12 protein-coding genes are annotated in these 18,007 nt (G+C 65.4%); 2 read left to right on the forward strand and 10 right to left on the reverse strand.

The window, feature by feature from the left end:
* Positions 1–157 precede the first annotated feature (157 nt).
* The 7 genes from QPC17_RS04960 to argC form a co-directional block, all read right to left on the reverse strand.
* Positions 158–5,263 (reverse strand): S8 family serine peptidase, encoded by a 5,106-nt coding sequence (locus QPC17_RS04960; RefSeq protein WP_285347055.1) that lies wholly within the window; start codon positions 5,261–5,263, stop codon positions 158–160.
* A 327-nt stretch (positions 5,264–5,590) separates the two neighbouring features.
* Complete coding sequence (locus tag QPC17_RS04965; protein ID WP_101923858.1) at positions 5,591–6,826, reverse strand: argininosuccinate synthase; 1,236 nt, start codon at positions 6,824–6,826, stop codon at positions 5,591–5,593.
* Between the two features lie 11 nt (positions 6,827–6,837).
* Positions 6,838–7,335, reverse strand: a complete 498-nt coding sequence (locus QPC17_RS04970) for an arginine repressor (RefSeq protein WP_308802793.1) — start codon at positions 7,333–7,335, stop codon at positions 6,838–6,840.
* Positions 7,332–8,471, reverse strand: coding sequence for an acetylornithine transaminase (locus tag QPC17_RS04975; RefSeq protein ID WP_068538998.1), 1,140 nt, complete (start codon positions 8,469–8,471; stop codon positions 7,332–7,334). The genes QPC17_RS04970 and QPC17_RS04975 overlap by 4 nt, the downstream gene beginning before the upstream one ends.
* Positions 8,468–9,397 carry an acetylglutamate kinase gene (gene argB, locus QPC17_RS04980; RefSeq protein ID WP_201783166.1) on the reverse strand — a complete coding sequence of 310 codons (930 nt, stop codon included), beginning with the start codon at positions 9,395–9,397 and terminating at the stop codon, positions 8,468–8,470. Before argB ends, QPC17_RS04975 begins: the two co-directional genes overlap by 4 nt.
* Positions 9,394–10,581, reverse strand: a complete 1,188-nt coding sequence (gene argJ, locus QPC17_RS04985) for a bifunctional glutamate N-acetyltransferase/amino-acid acetyltransferase ArgJ (protein ID WP_068538997.1) — start codon at positions 10,579–10,581, stop codon at positions 9,394–9,396. The genes argB and argJ overlap by 4 nt, the downstream gene beginning before the upstream one ends.
* Complete coding sequence (argC, locus tag QPC17_RS04990) at positions 10,578–11,621, reverse strand: N-acetyl-gamma-glutamyl-phosphate reductase (protein WP_285347056.1); 1,044 nt, start codon at positions 11,619–11,621, stop codon at positions 10,578–10,580. The genes argJ and argC overlap by 4 nt, the downstream gene beginning before the upstream one ends.
* A gap of 134 nt (positions 11,622–11,755) precedes the next feature.
* On the opposite strand from argC, the gene QPC17_RS04995 reads away from it, so the two are divergent.
* Both QPC17_RS04995 and QPC17_RS05000 read left to right on the forward strand, forming a co-directional pair.
* On the forward strand, positions 11,756–12,712 hold the full coding sequence (locus QPC17_RS04995) for a sugar-binding transcriptional regulator (RefSeq protein ID WP_083200609.1): 957 nt from the start codon (positions 11,756–11,758) through the stop codon (positions 12,710–12,712).
* On the forward strand, positions 12,713–13,774 hold the full coding sequence (locus tag QPC17_RS05000) for an NAD(P)H-dependent glycerol-3-phosphate dehydrogenase (RefSeq protein ID WP_062613833.1): 1,062 nt from the start codon (positions 12,713–12,715) through the stop codon (positions 13,772–13,774).
* Here the strand turns inward: QPC17_RS05000 and ybaK are convergent, their stop codons facing one another.
* The 3 genes from ybaK to pheS all read right to left on the reverse strand — a co-directional run bounded on the left by ybaK (position 13,775) and on the right by pheS (position 17,987).
* Complete coding sequence (gene ybaK / locus QPC17_RS05005; protein WP_285347057.1) at positions 13,775–14,260, reverse strand: Cys-tRNA(Pro) deacylase; 486 nt, start codon at positions 14,258–14,260, stop codon at positions 13,775–13,777.
* Positions 14,261–14,322: 62 nt separating this feature from the next.
* Entirely contained in the window at positions 14,323–16,899 is a 2,577-nt protein-coding gene (pheT, locus tag QPC17_RS05010; protein WP_070445580.1) for a phenylalanine--tRNA ligase subunit beta, read from the reverse strand.
* A complete protein-coding gene (pheS, locus tag QPC17_RS05015; RefSeq protein WP_062613830.1) occupies positions 16,899–17,987 on the reverse strand; it encodes a phenylalanine--tRNA ligase subunit alpha in 1,089 nt (362 codons plus the stop codon). Before pheS ends, pheT begins: the two co-directional genes overlap by 1 nt.
* Positions 17,988–18,007: the final 20 nt, after the last annotated feature.

The raw sequence follows: 18,007 nt of genomic DNA on the forward strand, positions 1-18,007 counted from the left end.
CATTATGCGCAGCTCTTCGACACAACTTGTGAGTCTTCTGCTCATCGGGCCCATATAGAAATCGGCAGCCGGTATATTCACGACTTCTGTCGGCCAACCCGGGTAAAGAAGAGGGCGGGGGCTCCGTCCGCGAGCCCCCGCCCTAGTGTTGACCGTGCTAGCCGATCAACGCGATGTTATGCCACCCATGGCCTCCTTCAACCGGGGCATTCCAATACCCCTTACCTATATTGAAGTAGGTAAAGAGCTTGCCATCCTCGCGAATACCAACCAGGTCAAAACGACCATCACCATTGACATCACCAGGAATCACGGCATCGACGAAGTTCTGCCACCCATGACCAATCTGGCCCGTGAGCTTGATCTGGCCCTCACGATCACCGGCGTAGAAGAACATCTTCCCATCAGAACGAATACCGACGATGTCAGCATTCCGATCCCCGTTCATATCACCAGGGCCAAGAATGACGTTCATCGCCCCCCACCCGTGACCGATCTTCACACCCGACTTCATCCCCCGCGAGGTCAGCACGTAGCGGTACAGATCACCGCTCGGCACGTGGCGAGCCACCACATACTCCGTCTGGGTCGAGCCCATCTTGCCGGCATAGACAATGTTGTCCATGTTTGTCCAGCCATGACCCACCTGCGAGCCCTGAGTCAGGAAACCATCACCCTGAGAGTAGTAGAAGAACATCTTCCCATCCGGATAACCCACCAGCGCATCCCCACGACCATCACCATTCTTATCCGGAATAGCAACAATCGAAGTGAAGTGGCCAGCATCGCAATCCACGATCGCACCACCCGAGAACGCGCCACTTGCGCCACCCTGGTACCGGCGCAGGTTACCCTCACGATCAACCGCCCACAGGTCAGCAAAACGATCACCAGTGAACTCGCCCAACAGACCCGTGCCATTAGCCGGAATCGATGGACGATCCACTGCCGCACACACCGGCGGCTCGGTGTCGGTCGTGCCAGGGTTATCCGGCTCACCCGGATCGGTCGTGCCAGGGTTATCCGGCTCACCCGGATCGGTCGTGCCAGGGTTATCCGGCTCACCCGGCTGGTCGGGTGTCACGCTCATCACCTGAGCGTTGATCATGAACTGACCGTTTTCGTCAGGGCTCACCCAGGCATCATTGATCAGTTTGAAATTGTGCTCCGAGCCGTCGCTGCTTGAATCCACGCCCAGGTTGATGCGGTCCTTTCCGCCATCCAGCTGTGTGTAAGAGATGTAGTACGAACCGTGGACCGGAATCGGGTACGGGGTCGAGACTTCCACCCAGGTCCCGCCTTCACCGGCGTCGACTCTCGCCTTCATCGGGCCCACAAGCACGCGGCCTGGAAGGCCGTCGCGGTCATCGTTCTCCCACAGCGCCCACTCGAACTCCTGTGCCACGGTGGAACGGAAGATGAAGAAACGGGCAGCTGTGACATGAGCGTCGGCGTCCGCGTCGAAGCGCACGGCGGCGGTCTTGCCCTCATTGAGTGTAGTGAGTCCGGCGCCAGCCTTGCCAGTGTCGTAGGAGGTCCAGGAAGACTCTCCGCCGACCGCGTGGGCAAGCTCGATCTCAACATGAGCCGGCTGGACTTCCTCCACTGTCAAGGGAAGGTCAACTTCCACGTACCCAGGAGCGCCCGCGCGCAGAGTGTAATCGCCCGGCAAAAGCTCTGCCGTCACGGGCTCTGGCGCCGATTCCGCGAGCACGGGTGCCGTGCTCCCCTTCGCGTACACACTCAGGCGCGCATCCGCAACGCTCTCACCGGACTTGTTCTTGACGGTGAACGTGACGTTCTGGGCGTTTGCCTTCTCCAGGTAGAAGTCCTGGGTAATCGCCTTGCCGTCAACCAGCTGCAGCGTCTCGACCGCTGACTTGTAACCGGGTGCCTTCGCAATGAGCGAGGCCTCACCCGCATGGCTACGTAGCGAGTATTCACCGGTGCCAGCCTCAGTGGCCACCTTCGTACCGCGCTCGGCGAACTCAACAGTCGCCCCCACCGCGGGCACCCACGAGTCGGTGGCGGTAGCGGAAGCGTCCGTCACTGCCTGCGTGAGCGCCAGCGACGGTAGCGTCAGCTCATCGCCGTCGTAAAGAGCAAGCGAGGTCGACGCCGTCAGCTTCGGTTGCGGAACCGTGGCGTCCACCGTATCTGCGAACATGACGTCATCAAGGAACCAGCCGCCGGCGAAGTCGGTCAATTCACTACCGGATACCAACTCAAACTTCACCTGGGTCTTTGCCCCAAGATACTCTGCCGGGATCTTCACGCCGTCGACATGCCAGGCGTTCGCGGTGCGGAGCTGAGTCTTCTTGTCCTCCGGATCCTTCTCGTCGACCTTCGCCTCGTCGAGCTTGAAGATCTCCTTCCACTCTCCCTCACTCTGGCGCACGTAGATGTGCGCGATGTCGTCATCATAGGTGCTCCACTCATCGTGACCGACGCGACCGCGGGTGTTGAACCACTGTTGCCAGTACATGGTGACGTCACTGTATGCGGACAGATCCAGGGCCGGCGAGATCAGGGTGTAGGTGGCCTTGGACTTGCGATAGTCATTGAGGACGGTCGCGAAGACGTTCGGGCTGTCCGGGTTCTTCCCACGCATCTGCGTGCTCGTCGGAGCCTTGCCATAGGCATCGATATCTTCGAGCGCCGGGACGCCGCGCTCGAACACCGTGCCCTTATCCGACTCGGACGTCCATCCCTGGGCATCCGATTCAAAGTCGAACTTCTTGATCTCCTTGCCCATCGTGAAGGTGCGCTGGAGAATCTCCGACGGCTCCGACTCAGCCTCGCCCGCCACGGCAGTCACGTAGTACGAGTACGTGCCCTGCTGTGGGGTTGGATAGTCAGCGAAAGTGACCGAGTACTTGCCGATATCCGAGCCGGTGAGCTCCTGAACGCGGGTGAAAGTGCCGTCGTCGTGAGCGCGGTATAGGCGGTAGGCGCTGATCGTCTCGTCTTTAATCGGGGCAAAGTCAACCACCGTACGGCCCGAGGCGTACTTGTTGATCGCGAGTTCCTTGTCCACCTTCGGAACGGTGGTCGTCTTGATCGCCTCGAGCGCCATGTCATCGATGAACCAGCCGGCGGTGGCGTGCTCGGACTTCCACGCGCCGCGCATGCCGAACATGACCCGGACGGTCTTGCCCGCATACTTCGTCAGGTCAACATACCCGCGCTGCCAGTCGGACGTGTTCTTGAACAGCAACTGCGGCTTGGTCTCCCAGGTGACTTCGCCATCGGAGCCGACCTCGCCAACCCAGACCTCGGCGGTGTCGTACACCGCAAACGCATAGTTATCGAGGTCGTACCAGTGCTTGAAGGTCAACGCTGCCGGCTGGTCGTCCTTCAGGCCGATCGGCGGGGTCAGCAGCACAGCGTCCGACAGGCCCGGGTATCCCTTGCCGTCGAGGCCAACGCCCACGAGCTTTTCGCCCGAGGTCGGCTTCTTCAGCGACTCTGCGGGCCTTCCCCACGCCCACATCGGCGTCTCGCCGCTCATCTCGAAGCCGGCCACGCCAGACTCGAAGTCCTCAGCCCACCCGACAGTGACGGCGTCCTTCTGCTCGAAGCGGTGCACCAGCGTGCAAGCTTCCTTCTCCGTACGGTCGGTGGCACAGATCTGGTAAGAAACGTCATCGGACTTCAACGTGTTCGGCGAAATGACGAATCCATATGTTCCGTCAACCTTCGTGCCCTCGATAAGCGTCATTGCCTCAGTGCGTTCCCCGGTTGCGTTAGCCAGCTTGAGAGTAACGGAAGCAATGCCGGTGTCGTCAGCCACCTGTGCGGTCACGTTAGTTGTGGTGGCGTGGTAGAAAACCCCGATGGGGTTATGCGTGATCACCGGCGCACCGGCATCGACACCGCGAACGTAGACCTTGCCCTGGACAGTGCCGATGGTGGAATCGACCTTCGCCATATCAATCGCGAGGGCAGCGTTGACCTTACCGGCGCCGTAGGCGTGGTTGGGGGCCTCGACGTGCTGAGCATCGGTTAGGGGCGTAGCGGACTGACGCAGGATCTCTTCAAGCTTGTCAACCGTGAGATTCGGGTTGGCGCTCAAGACGAGGGCGGCAACACCAGTCACATGCGGAGCAGCCATCGATGTACCCGTCAAGATCTTCATCGTCTGCTTATTCCAGCCCGAGCGGATGTTGACACCGGGTGCCGAAATATCGGGCTTGACCTGATCGGTGTACCGCGACGGGCCGCGAAGCGAGAACCTCGCCACGACGTCGTCGGAACGCAGCGCGCCAACGGCGAACGCCTCCGGGAAGGAACCAGGCTGGCTGATCGAGCCGGAGCCACCAAAGTTATTCAAGTCCTGGTTACCGGCCGAGAACACCGGGAGAATACCAGCACTGCGCCATTCCTTGAGCGCATCGCGCATGAGGTGGTTGGCCGCCGAGCTCCCCCACGAGTTGTTGACGACGCGCGGAGCGAGCTCCGGGTGCTTGACCCCGTTGCTGTCAACCGGGGCGAGCATCCACTCCATTGCCTTAAGCAGCTGCGAATCACTCGTATCGCCGTTCTCGTCAAAGACTCGCGCAGCGATGAAGTTTGCCTTGGGAGCCACTCCAAGGGATCCGGTCCCGCTCGGGTCCGAGCCGAGGATCGTACCGGCAACGTGCGTGCCGTGGCCCGTGGAATCGACCGGCTCGGTCTCCGAACCGACCGTATCAAACCAGCTCACAGCTTTGTCACCAGTGTTTCCGCGCCACTTATCCTTGAGTGCCGGGTGGGTGATATCGACACCGGAGTCGATGATTCCCACCGTGATGCCCTCGCCGGCATACTCGCCGAGCAGGCCCTCGGTGACAGAAATCTGACGAAGGTTCCACGGGAGGTGCATGGGAGCAGACCCATCGACACTCGACATGCGAGCACCGGAATCGTCGACCACCGGATCGGCTTCGATCTTCTGATCAGCAAGGACCTCGCTGACGCCAGGCATCTTTGCCAGGTCAATAGCGACTTCCTTCGTCACTGTGGCAGTGACTGCGTTGACCACGAACAGCGACTCGATGTTCTGTGCTTTGTCAGCCTTCTCCGCCTCGGCCAACGCGACAAGGACGGCCTGCTGAGAGGTTGCCGCCATATCGACCAGATTCTCAACGTGGTCAGTCTTTTCCTGCGTGGTTCTCGCAGGTGCACCATCCGCCTCCTGCTGGTCGTCCATCACGACGATGACGGAATGCCACGATGCATCTGCCGATTGTGCAATGTCCTCGTCGAGGTGTGATACCGCCATCGCAGACGGAATCGCCGAAAACGCAGTAGCTGTGATCGCGCCAAATGATAGCGCGGCAACTATGCGTCCGAAACGTTCGCGCATGTAATCTCCAATCAATTCGGACCCAACGGGTCGGTGAAAACGGCCGGCGTGGTGTGCGCACATCAACCGCGAGCTAACCAAGGGCAGCCTACCCTAACCTCCGAAAAAGGGCCAGACTGTTGGTTTTCCCTATTTTTGCCGTTGGTGACGTCCGTGCGCGCCCATCCTCCACCCCACTGCCACGCCGTAGCGGGGGCAACAAAAGTGGCGCGGTCTCCCGCGCCACTTTCGCCCCCGTTTCACTTAGGAGAGGCTGAGCTTCGGCATCGCCTCGCCCTTGCCGAACTTCACGTCGCGCGCTGCGGCCAGCTGGGTGGTGAGGCCGGTTAGCGCGATGAAGCCGCGGGCGTGCGACTGGTTGAACGTGTCGCCCTGGTCGTAGGTGGCCAGGTTGAAGTCGTACAGCGAGGTATCCGAGCGGCGGCCCGTCACCACGGCGCGCCCGCCGTGTAGGACCATCCGGATGTCGCCCGACACATACTCCTGGGTGTCCTTGATGAACGCGTCAAGCGAGCGCTTGAGCGGGGAGAACCACTGGCCCTCGTAGACGAGCTCCGACCAGCGCAGGCCCACGCGCTCCTTGAAGCGCGCCTGCTCGCGGTCCATCGTCACGCGCTCGAGCTCGCGGTGAGCCGTGATGAGCGCCACCGCACCCGGCGCCTCGTAGATCTCGCGCGACTTGATGCCGACCATGCGGTCCTCAACGATGTCGATCCGGCCGATGCCCTGGGCGCCCGCGCGGGCGTTCATCTCCTCGATCGCCTGCAGCGGGGTGACGTCCCGGCCGTCGATCTGCACCGGGATGCCCTTCTCGAAGGTAATCACGACCTCGTCCGGAAGCGGCGGGTAGGCCGGGTCATCGGTGTAGTTATAAACGTCCTTCGTGGGCGCGTTCCACAGGTCCTCGAGGTAGCCGGTCTCGATCGCGCGGCCCCACACGTTCTGGTCGATGGAGAACGGGTTGGACTTCGTGGTCTCGATCGGTAGGTTGTGCTTCTCGGCGTAGTTGATCGCGAACTCGCGGGTGAGCGCCAGGTCGCGTACGGGCGAGAGACACTTCATGTCCGGGGCGAGCGAAGTGATGCCGTTCTCGAAGCGCACCTGGTCATTGCCCTTGCCGGTACAGCCGTGGGCCACGGTCTCCGCGCCGAACTGGCGGGCCGCCGTGACCAGGTGCTTAACAATCACCGGGCGGGACAGCGCCGACACGAGTGGGTAGGCCTCCATGTACAGGCCGTTGGCCTGCAGGTCGAGCATGCAGTAGTCCTCGGCAAACTCATCGCGGGCGTCAGCCACGTAGGCCTCCACGGCACCGCAGTCGAGGGCTCGCTGGCGGACCACCTCCAGATCCTCGCCGCCCTGCCCGACGTCGACCGCCACCGTGACGACCTCCGCCCCGGTCTGCTCGGCGATCCAGCCGATCGCCACCGAGGTGTCGAGCCCGCCTGAGTATGCGAGGACTACGCGTTCCTTTGCCATGATGAACCTTTCTAGTTATTTGAGGAAGAGTGGGCGATGTCGATGAGGTGGCTCAGCAGCTCGTCGGCACGTTTGGTGGATTCAGTAATGATGAGCACGGTGTCATCACCCGCGATACAGCCGAGCACGCCGTCGAGCACAGCGCGATCCAGCGCCGAGGCCAGTAGTTGGGCCGCCCCGGGCGGGGTGCGAAGGACGATCTGGTTACCGGCCGACTTGGCCGACACCATGACCTCGCGCGCCCAGCGCTCCAGGTGGAAGCCCGCGGGTGCGTCAGCCTCTCCGGCCACCCCGGGGCTGGGGATCTTGTAGTAGCGCCCGCCGGCGCCGTCGGGAACCTTGCGTGCCTGCAACTCGTCGAGGTCTCGCGAGAGCGTAGCCTGGGTGACGATGATGCCTTCGTCGGCCAGCAGCGCCCGCAACTCGGCCTGCGAGCCGATGGGCTGGGATTCGACCATCGTGATGATGCGGGCGAGCCGGGCCGCCTTGGTCACCATGGTTCCTGTCACGAGTGTGTCTCCATTTCTTCGATGAAAGGTGCCAATTCATCTTGCGTGATGATGAGCGGCGGCGCCAGCCGGATCGTGGTGGCGTTCGGCGCGTTGACGATGAAGCCCTTCTCCAGCAGTTCCGTCTGGAGAGCCGGGGCGTTTTCGACGACGACGCCGAGCAGCAGTCCCGCCCCGCGCACCTCGAAGCCCCGCGCCTCGAGATGGCCGCGCAGCCACTCCCCGGTAGCCCGTACGTGCTCGAAGAGCCCCGCCACTTCGCCCACCACGGCGTTCGCCGCCGCACACGCCAGCGGGTTGCCGCCAAACGTGGTGCCGTGGCTACCGGGGGTAAGCAGGCGCCCGGTCTTTTCAATTCCGACGACGGCACCGATCGGCACGCCCCCGCCCAGGCCCTTCGCCATCGTGATGACGTCGGCCTTGACGATGCCCGAATGAGCGAACCAGCGCCCGGTACGGCCCACGCCGGTCTGGACCTCGTCCACCACGAGCAGGGCCCCGAAGCGTTCGGCGAGCGCGCGGGCGCGGCGCAGGAAGTCACCCTCGAGGGGAACCACGCCGGCCTCGCCCTGGATGGTCTCGACGAAAATGGCGGCCACGTCGTCGTCGAAAGCGGCCTCGAGGGCCTCGATCGTGGGATCGATGAAGAGGACGTTCCCTCCGAGTGGCTCGAAGGGCTCACGGATCGCGGGCTTGTGCGTGATCGACAGGGCGCCGAGCGTGCGGCCATGGAAGCCGCCCTTGAGCGCGATGATCGTGCCGCGCGGCTTGTGCAGGCGGGCCATCTTGATTGCGGCCTCGTTCGCCTCGGCGCCCGAGTTGCAGAAGAAGACGCGGGCTGAGGCGCCCACGTAGCCGTCGTCGGACAGCATGCGCTGGATAGCGCCGGCCAGCTCGAGTTGCGGGGCCGTGGCGAAGAAGTTCGACACGTGAGTGGCCTTGCCCGCCTGCTCGGTGAGCGCGCGGGTGATGGCGGGGTGAGCGTAGCCGAGGGCGTTGACGGCGATACCAGCGAGCAGGTCGAGGTAGCGCTTGCCCTCCTCGTCAAAGACGTAGACGCCCTCGCCACGGTCGATGACCAGCTGCGGATCGCCGAAGGCGTTCATCATCCGCTGGGGATACAGGTCGCGATTCACTTGGCCTCCTTCTGGCCCACCACACCGCGCGGGGCAGCGGCCGTGACCTGGGTGCCGATGCCGGCGTTGGTAAAGATCTCGAGCAGGATGGAATGAGCCATCCGCCCGTCAATGATATGCGCCTTGGGCACGCCGCGCTCCACCGCCTTCAGCGCTGCCTCCATCTTCGGCTTCATCCCCGAATCGAGGGAGGGCAGGAGGGCGCGCAGGTCGTCGGGGTGGATCTCGGACACGAGTGAGGACTTGTCCGGCCAGTCGAGGTAGAGGCCCTCCACATCGGTGAGGATGATGAGCTTATCCGCGCCGGCGGCGTCGGCGATCGCTCCCGCGGCCGTGTCGGCGTTGACGTTGAGCACGTCCTCGGGGTTGTCGACGTCGGTGGCCACGGTCGAGATGACGGGGATGTGTCCGGAGGCAAGCATGTGGTCGAGGGAGGCGACGTTGATGGAGACGATGTTGCCCACGTGCCCGATGTCGATCTTCTTGCCCCCGACCTCAGCCTTACGCCGACGCGCGGACAGCAAGCCCGCGTCCTCGCCCGAGAAGCCGATCGCGCGCGGCCCGTCCACGTTGAGCAGGGAGACCAGCTCGCGCTGGACCTGGCCGGTCAAAACCATGCGCACCACATTCATCGTCTCGCGGTCGGTCACGCGCAGCCCGCCGCGGAACTCGGATTGGATGCCCACGCGTTCGAGCATCGAGTTGATCTGCGGCCCGCCGCCGTGCACCACAATCGGGTACAGGCCAACTGAGTGCATGAAGAGGATGTCCTTGGCGAACGCCCGCTTGAGCTCGTCGTTGATCATGGCGTTGCCGCCGTACTTGACTACCACGCGGTGCCCTGCGAACTCGTTGATCCAGGGCAGGGCCTCGATGAGGATTTCGGCCTTCTGTTGGGCGCCGGCCAGGCGATTCAAGATGCTCATGTCGAATATGCCGAATTCTCGTGGACGTAGTCGTGCGTGAGGTCGTTGGTCCACAGCTCAACGACCTCCTCTCCAGCATGCAGGTCGATCTCGATCGCGACCTCCCGGTTCGAGGCCAGGTCCACCAGGGTCCGGTCCTCGCCCACACCCCCGGCCAGGCACACCTGCACGCCATTGAAATACACGTCCAGCGCGTCGGCGTCGTAGGGCGCCACGTCCGCAGGGACGGTGCCCACCTGGGCAATGACGCGCCCCCAGTTCGGGTCGTTGCCGAAAATCGCGGCCTTGAGCAGGTTCGAGCGGGACACGGCGCGGGCCACCGCGAGCCCGGCCTCCTGCGAGCTGGCACCGACCACGCGGATGAGCACGTCGTGCGAAGCGCCCTCGGCGTCCGCGATGAGCTGGCGCGCCAGCGACTGGGCCACCGCCGTAAGCTGCCCCGTGAAGTCCTCGGGCACGACGCCGGAGGCGCCGCTGGCGAGCAGGAGCACCGTGTCGTTCGTGGACATTGCCCCGTCGGAGTCGATCCGGTTAAACGACGCCGCCACCGCGGCCTCCAGTGCCTCCTGGGCTTGCGCATTGGTCAGCACCGCGTCGGTGGTGATGACGCAGATCATCGTGGCCATGCCCGGGGCGAGCATGCCCGCGCCCTTGGCCATCCCGCCAATCGTGTACGGCCCGGCGATACCGGCCTGTTTGCTGACCGTGTCGGTGGTGCAGATCGCCTCGGCGGCATCGGCTCCGGCGTCAGTGCTGAGGTGAGCCCCGGCGTCGGCGATGCCCGCGAGCAGCTTGCTCATCGGCAAGCGCTCGCCGATGAGCCCGGTGGAGCACACTGCCACCTCCTCGGGCTCCCGCCCGAGCATGGCCGCGGTATGGCGGGCGGTGGTCACCGTGTCCTCGAAGCCGGGCTGGCCGGTGGCTGCGTTCGCACCGCCCGAGTTGATGACGGCGGCGGTCTGCGTGCCGCCTGCGATCTGCTTCATCCAACGCACGGGCGCGGCGTAGACGCGGTTGGAGGTGAGGACCATGGCCGAGGTCGGCTGCGGGCCGTCGTTGACGACGAGCGCGACGTCGCGCCCGGCGCTCTTCAGCCCCGCGCGCACGCCCGCCGCCCGGAAGCCCTGCGGGGCCGTGACGCCGAGGGGCTGGACGTCCGCGGCGGTGTCGGTAAAGAGAATCATGGCGCTACTCCAATTTGGGACAGGCCGGTTGTTTCGGGAAGGCCGAGGACCAGATTCATCGACTGGGTGGCCGCCCCGGCGGTGCCCTTGACCAGGTTGTCGATCGCGCAGATCGCGGTGATGCGCCGCGCGTCGGCGTCGAGCTCGGCGTGGACGAGCGCGAGGTTGGAGCCCGCCACGATGCCCGTGGAAGGCCAGTCGGGCGACCACGTGACGAAGGGCTCGTCGGCGTAGGCGCCCCGGTAGGCCTCGAGCACGCGCTCCGGGCTCACGCCCTCCACCGGGATCGAGACCGTGGCGAGGATGCCGCGCGACATCGGCACGAGGACGGGGGTGAAGGACAGGCTCACGGTCGGCGCGCCGGCCGTGATGAGGTTCTGCGCGATCTCTGGGATGTGGCGGTGGGTGCCGCCCACGGCGTAGGGCGTGGCCGACTCGATGGCCTCGGAGGCCAGCAGGTGGGTTTTGGGCGACTTACCCGCACCCGAGTAGCCCACTGAGAGGATCGCCACGATGTCCTCCCCGCTTGCCAGCCCGGCGGCGATCGCCGGCTGGACGGCGAAGGTAACGGCCGAGGCGTTGCAGCCGGGGGCGGCGATGCGGCGCGTCGCGGCGAGCAGCTCACGCTGGGTGAGCCCCGTGGCGCGGATGAGCTCGGGCATGCCGTACGTCCACGCCTCGGCCGCCTCCGAGTGGTAGTAGCGCTCCCAGGCCACCGGGTCGGTCAGCCGGTGGTCGGCGCCGAGGTCAATGATGAGGGCGTCCGGATTGATCTGCTCGATCTGTGCCGTGATCGCAGCCGACGCGCCGTGGGGAAGGCCGAGGACGACGACGTCGTGATCAGCGAGCACCTCCGCCTCAAGCGACTGGATCTCAAGGTGTCGCAATGGCCACAGGTGCCTCTGGTGCTCACCGAGCGTGCCGCGCGAGCTGTGTGCGGCGACGGTGGCGACCTTCATGTCAGGGTGTGCGGCGAGTACGCGCGCGACCTCGCCACCTGCATATCCGGTGACGCCAGCGATAGCAACAGAGTACGTCATACGTATAACTATACGCTCCGGCGCATCTTTCCCCACTGGCGTCCACTGTGAGAACAGACACCGAACCCAGTGCACTTAAGAGCCCTTTATGTAAAACCCTACCCATATGAGTGGATTGTTGAGAAACTCAAGACATGAAGAAAGCAATGCCGCATTCGTCTCGCGATGACCTCATGTTCGAGGCCGCCTACCTCTACTACATGGAGGGCCTCACCCAACAGGCCATCGGCACACGCCTGGGATACACCCGCTGGACGATCGGCCGCCTCATCGACGAGGCACGCCAAACCGGGCTCGTCACCATCACGATCAACCACCCGCGCATCCAGACCCACCACCTCGAGATGCAAATCGCCGAGCAGCTGGGACTCAAGCGCGCGATCGTCGTGCCGTCGAAGAACGGCGACGGGCGCCAGGTGGTGGCCCGCGCCACCGCCCAGTTCCTCATGAGCCGCGCGCCCATCCGCTCCCTCGCCGTGGCCTGGGGGCGCACGATGACCGCGCTCGCCACCGCGCTGCCCGAGCACTGGTCACCCGGCATCCGCGTCTACCAAACGAACGGCGGGCCCACCCACCACGGCGACAACGAGGTCTCATCCTCCATCTCCGCCATGGCACGCAAGGCCCCCGGCACCGCGTTCACGCTCCCGGCCCCCACGATCATCGGCAACCCGGACCTCGGCCCGCAGCTCATGGCCGAACCCTCCATCACCCGGATCTTCGAGGGCGCCGCCGGAGCGGACCTCGTCGTCTACTCCCCCGGCACGGTCTCCAAGGAGTCCGTGCTGGTCGAATCGGGATTCATCCCGGAAGAGACCATCGACATGCTGCGGCGCAAGGGCTCGGTGGGAGACATCCTCTCCCACTACGTCGACGCCGACGGGAACCCCATCTCCGCCCAGCTCGAACGGCGCACGATCGCCTACCCGCTACGCAACCTCGCCCAGGCCCACCTCTCGGTGGCGGTGGCCGGCGAGGTGGAGAAGGCGCCCGCCATGGTGGCGGCCGCCCGCGCCAAGCTTGCCCAAATATTCATTATCGACACCTACACGGCCGAGGCAATCTTGGCCTACACCTCGAAGGAGAACTAAATGGCAACCATCGCAATTCTCGGCGCCGGCATCATGGCCACCGCCCTCACCTTCCCGCTCACGGAGAACGGCCACAAGGTCAACCTCGTTGGCACCCACCTCGATCGTGACATCATCGAGTCGATCCAGACCACGGGCGTCCACCCCGACCTCGACCTCAAGGTCAACGACAAGGTGGTGGCTTACCAGCTCGAGGACGCCGAGGCCGCCTTCGAGGGCGCCGACGTGGCGATGTCCGGCGTCAACTCCTTCGGCGTGCGCTGGGCGGGCGAGCGCCTGGCCAAGCTGGTGAGGCCCGGCATGAAGGTCCTCAACGTCACCAAGGGCATGGAGGCCGACGACGACGGCACGCTCCACCTACTCCCGGACGTGCTGCGCTCCTACTTCGACGAGGACCTGGCCAACTCCGTGACCTGGAACGCGATTGTGGGCCCGTCGATCGCGGGCGAGGTGGCCGTCCACCACGACACGTGCGTCATCTTCGCCGGCGAGGACCAGGACTCGCTCGACTACCTGGCCGACCTGTTCCGCACGGACTACTACCACGTGTGGACCTCCACCGACTTCCGCGGGTGCGAGATCGGCGCCGCCACGAAGAACATCTACGCCTTCGCCGCCGGCCTCGGCGCCGGGCTCCTGCGCAAGGAAGGCAAGCAGGATGACCGCTACGTGCGCTTCAACTACAACGCGGCCGTGTTCGGCCAGGGCCAGACCGAGCTTCGCCAGTTCATGACCCTGCTTGGCGGCAAGCCCGAGACGGCCGACGGCCTGGCGGGCGTGGGCGACATGTATGTCACCTCCGCCGGCGGACGCAACGTCAAGGCGGGCACGTTCGTGGGTGAGGGCGTCCCGTTCTCCGAGGTGCGCGACTCACTGATGAAGGGCGTGACTCTCGAGGGCGTCCAGGCGATCCGCGTGATCGGCGGCGCGCTTGAGCCGCTCACCGAGCGCGGCGTGATCAAGCCCGAGGACTTCCCGCTATGCCGCTACCTCTACCAGATCATCGAGAAGGATGCCCCGCTCGACATGCCGTGGGAGAAGTTCTTCGGCGGTATGAAGTAATCAGGTGCCAATCGGCGCAAATTGCGCCCGCGTGAGCCCGGCCAGATCGGTCGGGCTCATTGCTACCGACAGGGTGCGCTTGCCCGCCGAGACGACCAAGCGATCCAAAGTCTGCGCCGAGGAATCGATCCACGTGGGCAACTGGCGGTTCTGCCCGAGCGGCGAGATCCCGCCCGTGACGTACCCGGTGAGTTTTTCGGCGTCGTGCGGAGCAATCATCGCAGCGGACTTGCCGCCCGCGGCCTTCGCCAGCGCCTTGAGGCTCAACCGCCCCGACGCGGGCACGACGGCGACCACGGGGTGGCCATCCACACTCACCATGAGCGTCTTGAAGATCATGTGCGGGTCAATCCCGAGCACGCGCGAGGTGTCGAGCGCGTAACCGCCGTCCATCTGCTCCGAGTGCTCGTACTCGATGAGCTCGTAGTCCACGCCGGCCCAGTTCAGGGCCTGGAGCGCCCGGGTTGCACCTTTGTTCTTCGCCATAACACCATCCTATGGGCGCGGGCCCTGCCGAGTGGCAGGGCCCGCGTGTCGGTCAACCGCAATCACATCCGTAGCTGCGCATCGAATGCCTTCTTCGCGGCCTTGATCACCCGGTTGCGCACCTGGGCGATCTCCTCGGCAGGCAGGGTGTGATCCCCACGGAAGCGGAGGGCGAAGGCGAGGGACTTCTTACCCTCGTCGATCTGGTCGCCGGTGTAAACGTCGAAGAGGCGGATCTCCTCAAGGATCTCCCCCGCCGCCTCAGCCAGCACCTTTTCCACCTCCGCGGCCGTCACCTGCTCATCGACCACGAGGGCGAAGTCCTCCTTGGCCACCGGATGGGTGAAGACGGGCCCCACCGTGATCGGATCACCGCCACGCGCCTCGATGAGCGCATCCAGGTCGAATTCGAAGGCCACCGTGCGGGCGGGCAGCTCGAAGGCCTTGCACACGCGCGGGTCCAGCTCGCCCGCATACCCGATCACGGCCCCGCCCACGGCGAGCTCGGCACACCGGCCCGGGTGGAATGGCGCGTACTCGGCATTCGCGACCCCGAGCGTGAGATCGATCGTGCGGGCGGCGGTCTTGACCGCCTCCACCGCGTCGCGCCAGTTCCAGGTCTGGGCCGGCAGATCCGCCGCAGCCTGGGTGACCGCCGGGATTGCCACGCCCGCCACGTGATGCGGCTGGGCCGGGATCGAGGCGAGGAGCGCCTCCAGCGCCTCGGGATCGGGCCGCTTGCCCACGCCCGGATTCGCCGCCAGCGCAATGCCGGTGGGCCGCGTGACAACCCCGGCCTCGAACACCGCCACGGTCGGGTTGCCGCGCGCCACGTTCATGCGCGCAGTCTCCAACAGCGAATCAAGGAGCGAGGTGCGCATGTAAGGAGCCTCCTCCTGCAGCGGGTTGGCCAGCCGGATCGCGAGCCGGCGATCGTCGTCGTCAGCAATGCCCTGCTTCGCAAACGCCTCGGCGGAGACGAACGGGTAGGACAGCACCTCGGTCCAGCCGGCCTCGGCGAGCGCACGGCTAATGTCGCGGCGGTGGCGCTGGGCCGGGCGCAGGCCCGCACCTGCGGGTGCGGTCGGCAACCAGGACGGGATCTCGTCATAGCCCACCAGCCGGGCCACTTCCTCGACCAGGTGCGCCGGGCCCGTGAGATCCGGTCGCCACGTGGGCGGGGTGACCAACAGGGCGTCGTCGCCCGACACGGCGCAACCGATCTGCTCGAGGATCTCCACGATCCGCTCGCGGCCGAGGTCGAGGCCCGTGAGGCGGGCGACCTCGAAGATGTCGAAGGTGAGCGGCTCGGGCAGAGTAGTCTGATCGTAATCCGAGTTCGCCTCATCGATCCTCCCGCCGCCGAACTCCACGAGGAGCTCGGCCACGCGCTGGGCGGCAACGCCGGCCACCCGCGGGTCCACGCCACGCTCGAAACGCTTGGAGGCCTCCGAGGGCAACTTATGCTTGCGGGCCATTCGCGCCACGGAGACGGGATCGAAGTGGGCCGCCTCGATGAGGACGTTCGTGGTCGCATCCGTGATCTCCGTGTCCAGGCCGCCCATCGTGCCGGCCAGGCCGATCACGCGCGCCCCGCGCCCGCCCTCGGAATCGGTAATGAGCAGATCGTCCCCGCCGAGCGCGCGCTCCACGCCGTCCAGCGTGACAAGGGTTTCGCCGTCGTTGGCCCGCCGCACCACGATCGGGGCCACGAGCGTGTCGAGGTCGTAGGCGTGTAGCGGCTGGCCGAGGTCGAGCATGACGTAGTTAGTCACGTCCACCGCCAGCGAGATCGAGCGCATGCCCGCAGCCAACAGACGCTCCTGCATCCACGCCGGCGAGGCGGCCTGCGGTTTGATCCCCCGCACGATGCGCGTAACGAAGCGGTCACAGCCCGGAACGCCGTGGATCGGCGCCGCGTCGTCCACCTCCACCAGGAAGCCGTCCTCCGTGGGTGTCGGCAGCGGGGCGGAAAGGTTTTCCTCGAGCCCCAGGTCGGTGAAGCGGGCGCCCGTGGAGTGGGCGAACTCGCGGGCCACGCCGCGCATGGCGAAGCAGTAGCCGCGGTCCGGGGTCACGTTGATCTCCAGCACCTCGCCGGCGAGGCCAAGGTAGTCGAGCACGTCCTCACCCACCGCCGGGATGCCGCGCTCGGCGGCCTCCTCCGGGCTGGAGGCGAGCACGATAATGCCGTCGTGATCCTCGCCCAGGCCCAGCTCGGCCTTCGAGCAGATCATGCCGTCCGAGACGTGCCCGTACGTCTTACGCGCCGCGATGCGGAAATCACCCGGCAATACGGCGCCCGGAAGCGAGACCACCACGTAATCGCCCTCGACGAAGTTGTGAGCGCCGCAAATAATGCCGCGCGAGGCCAGTTCCGAGGGCTCCTTGCCCTCGCCCGGGGCGTCGTTATGCGCGCCCACGTCCACGCGGCAGTAGTTGATGAGCTTGCCGTTCTTCTGCTCGTTCTTCTCCAGCGTCAGCACGCGCCCGACGACGATCGGCCCGGTCACGTCCGGGCGGTGGATTTCCTCTTCCTCCAGGCCCACACGCACCAGGTCAGCTGCGAGCTGCTCGGCCGTGAGGCCGGCCGGGACCTCAACGTGGTCGGAGAGCCAATCAATATCGATCCTCGGCATTAGTTGCCCCTTCCGGTCGCGGCGAACTGGGCGGAGAAGCGCACGTCGCCCTCCACCATGTCGCGCATGTCGTCGATGGAGTTGCGCAGCATGAGCGTGCGCTCGATGCCCATGCCGAAGGCGAAGCCCGTGTAGAGGTCCGGGTCAATACCCGCGTTGCGCAGCACCTCCGGGTTGACCATGCCGCAGCCACCCCACTCGATCCAGCCCGGGCCGCCCTTCTTCTGCGGGAACCACAGGTCCATCTCCGCGCTCGGCTCGGTGAACGGGAAGAACGACGGGCGCAGGCGCGTGCGCGCCTCCGGGCCGAACATGCCCTTGGCGAAGTGATCGAGCGTGCCCTTGAGATGCTCCATCGTCAGACCCTTGTCCACCGCCAGGCCCTCGATCTGGTGGAAGACCGGGGTGTGGGTGGCATCGAGGGCATCGGTGCGGAAGACCTTGCCCGGGCACACCACGTAGATCGGCGGCTCACCGCGGTCCAGCATAACGTGGGACTGCACCGGCGAGGTGTGCGTGCGCAGCACCAGACCCGTAGCATCCGCCACCTTCTCCTCGCCGGCCGCTCCCACGCGCTCCACGCTGCGCACATAGAACGTGTCCTGCATCTGGCGTGCCGGATGATCCGGGCCGAAGTTCAGCGCGTCGAAGTTAAACCACTCGTTTTCCACCTCGGGGCCCTCGGCCACCTCCCAGCCCATGGCCACGAAGAGGTCGCAGATGTCCTCCATGAGCACGGGCAGCGGGTGGCGGGCACCCAGCGGCGCGCGCCTGGTCGGCACCGTGACGTCCACGCGCTCCTCGCGCAACACGCGCTCCTGGTCGGCCGCCTCCAGACGCGCGGCCGCCACGGCCAACGCCGCCTGAATGTCTTTGCGGGCCGCGCCCATGAGCTTGCCGGCCACCGGCTTGTCGGCCTTATCCAGGTTGCGAATCTGCATATTCGCGTGCGTGATCGGCGCGTTGTCTCCGCTGTGGGCCAGGCGCGCCGCCTTCAATTCATCGAGGCTCGACGCACGTGCGAATGCGTCTCGCGCATCGGCCACCGCCTGCGCGATCCCGGCCTCGTCGAGTGGACTGAGAGTCATGTCTACCTTTCCTTGCCCCC

Source organism: Trueperella bernardiae, from assembly GCF_030246965.1.
Classification (GTDB): domain Bacteria; phylum Actinomycetota; class Actinomycetes; order Actinomycetales; family Actinomycetaceae; genus Trueperella; species Trueperella bernardiae.

Bases quoted from the DNA above. Each gene is read 5' to 3' on its own strand.
- QPC17_RS04960 (WP_285347055.1), bottom strand. From the start codon at position 5,263: ATGGCGGTATCACACCTCGACGAGGACATTGCACAATCGGCAGATGCA.
- QPC17_RS04965 (WP_101923858.1), bottom strand. From the start codon at position 6,826: ATGGCAAAGGAACGCGTAGTCCTCGCATACTCAGGCGGGCTCGACACC.
- argB (WP_201783166.1), bottom strand. From the start codon at position 9,397: ATGAGCATCTTGAATCGCCTGGCCGGCGCCCAACAGAAGGCCGAAATC.
- argJ (WP_068538997.1), bottom strand. From the start codon at position 10,581: ATGATTCTCTTTACCGACACCGCCGCGGACGTCCAGCCCCTCGGCGTC.
- argC (WP_285347056.1), bottom strand. From the start codon at position 11,621: ATGACGTACTCTGTTGCTATCGCTGGCGTCACCGGATATGCAGGTGGC.
- QPC17_RS04995 (WP_083200609.1), top strand. From the start codon at position 11,756: ATGAAGAAAGCAATGCCGCATTCGTCTCGCGATGACCTCATGTTCGAG.
- QPC17_RS05000 (WP_062613833.1), top strand. From the start codon at position 12,713: ATGGCAACCATCGCAATTCTCGGCGCCGGCATCATGGCCACCGCCCTC.
- ybaK (WP_285347057.1), bottom strand. From the start codon at position 14,260: ATGGCGAAGAACAAAGGTGCAACCCGGGCGCTCCAGGCCCTGAACTGG.
- pheT (WP_070445580.1), bottom strand. From the start codon at position 16,899: ATGCCGAGGATCGATATTGATTGGCTCTCCGACCACGTTGAGGTCCCG.
- pheS (WP_062613830.1), bottom strand. From the start codon at position 17,987: ATGACTCTCAGTCCACTCGACGAGGCCGGGATCGCGCAGGCGGTGGCC.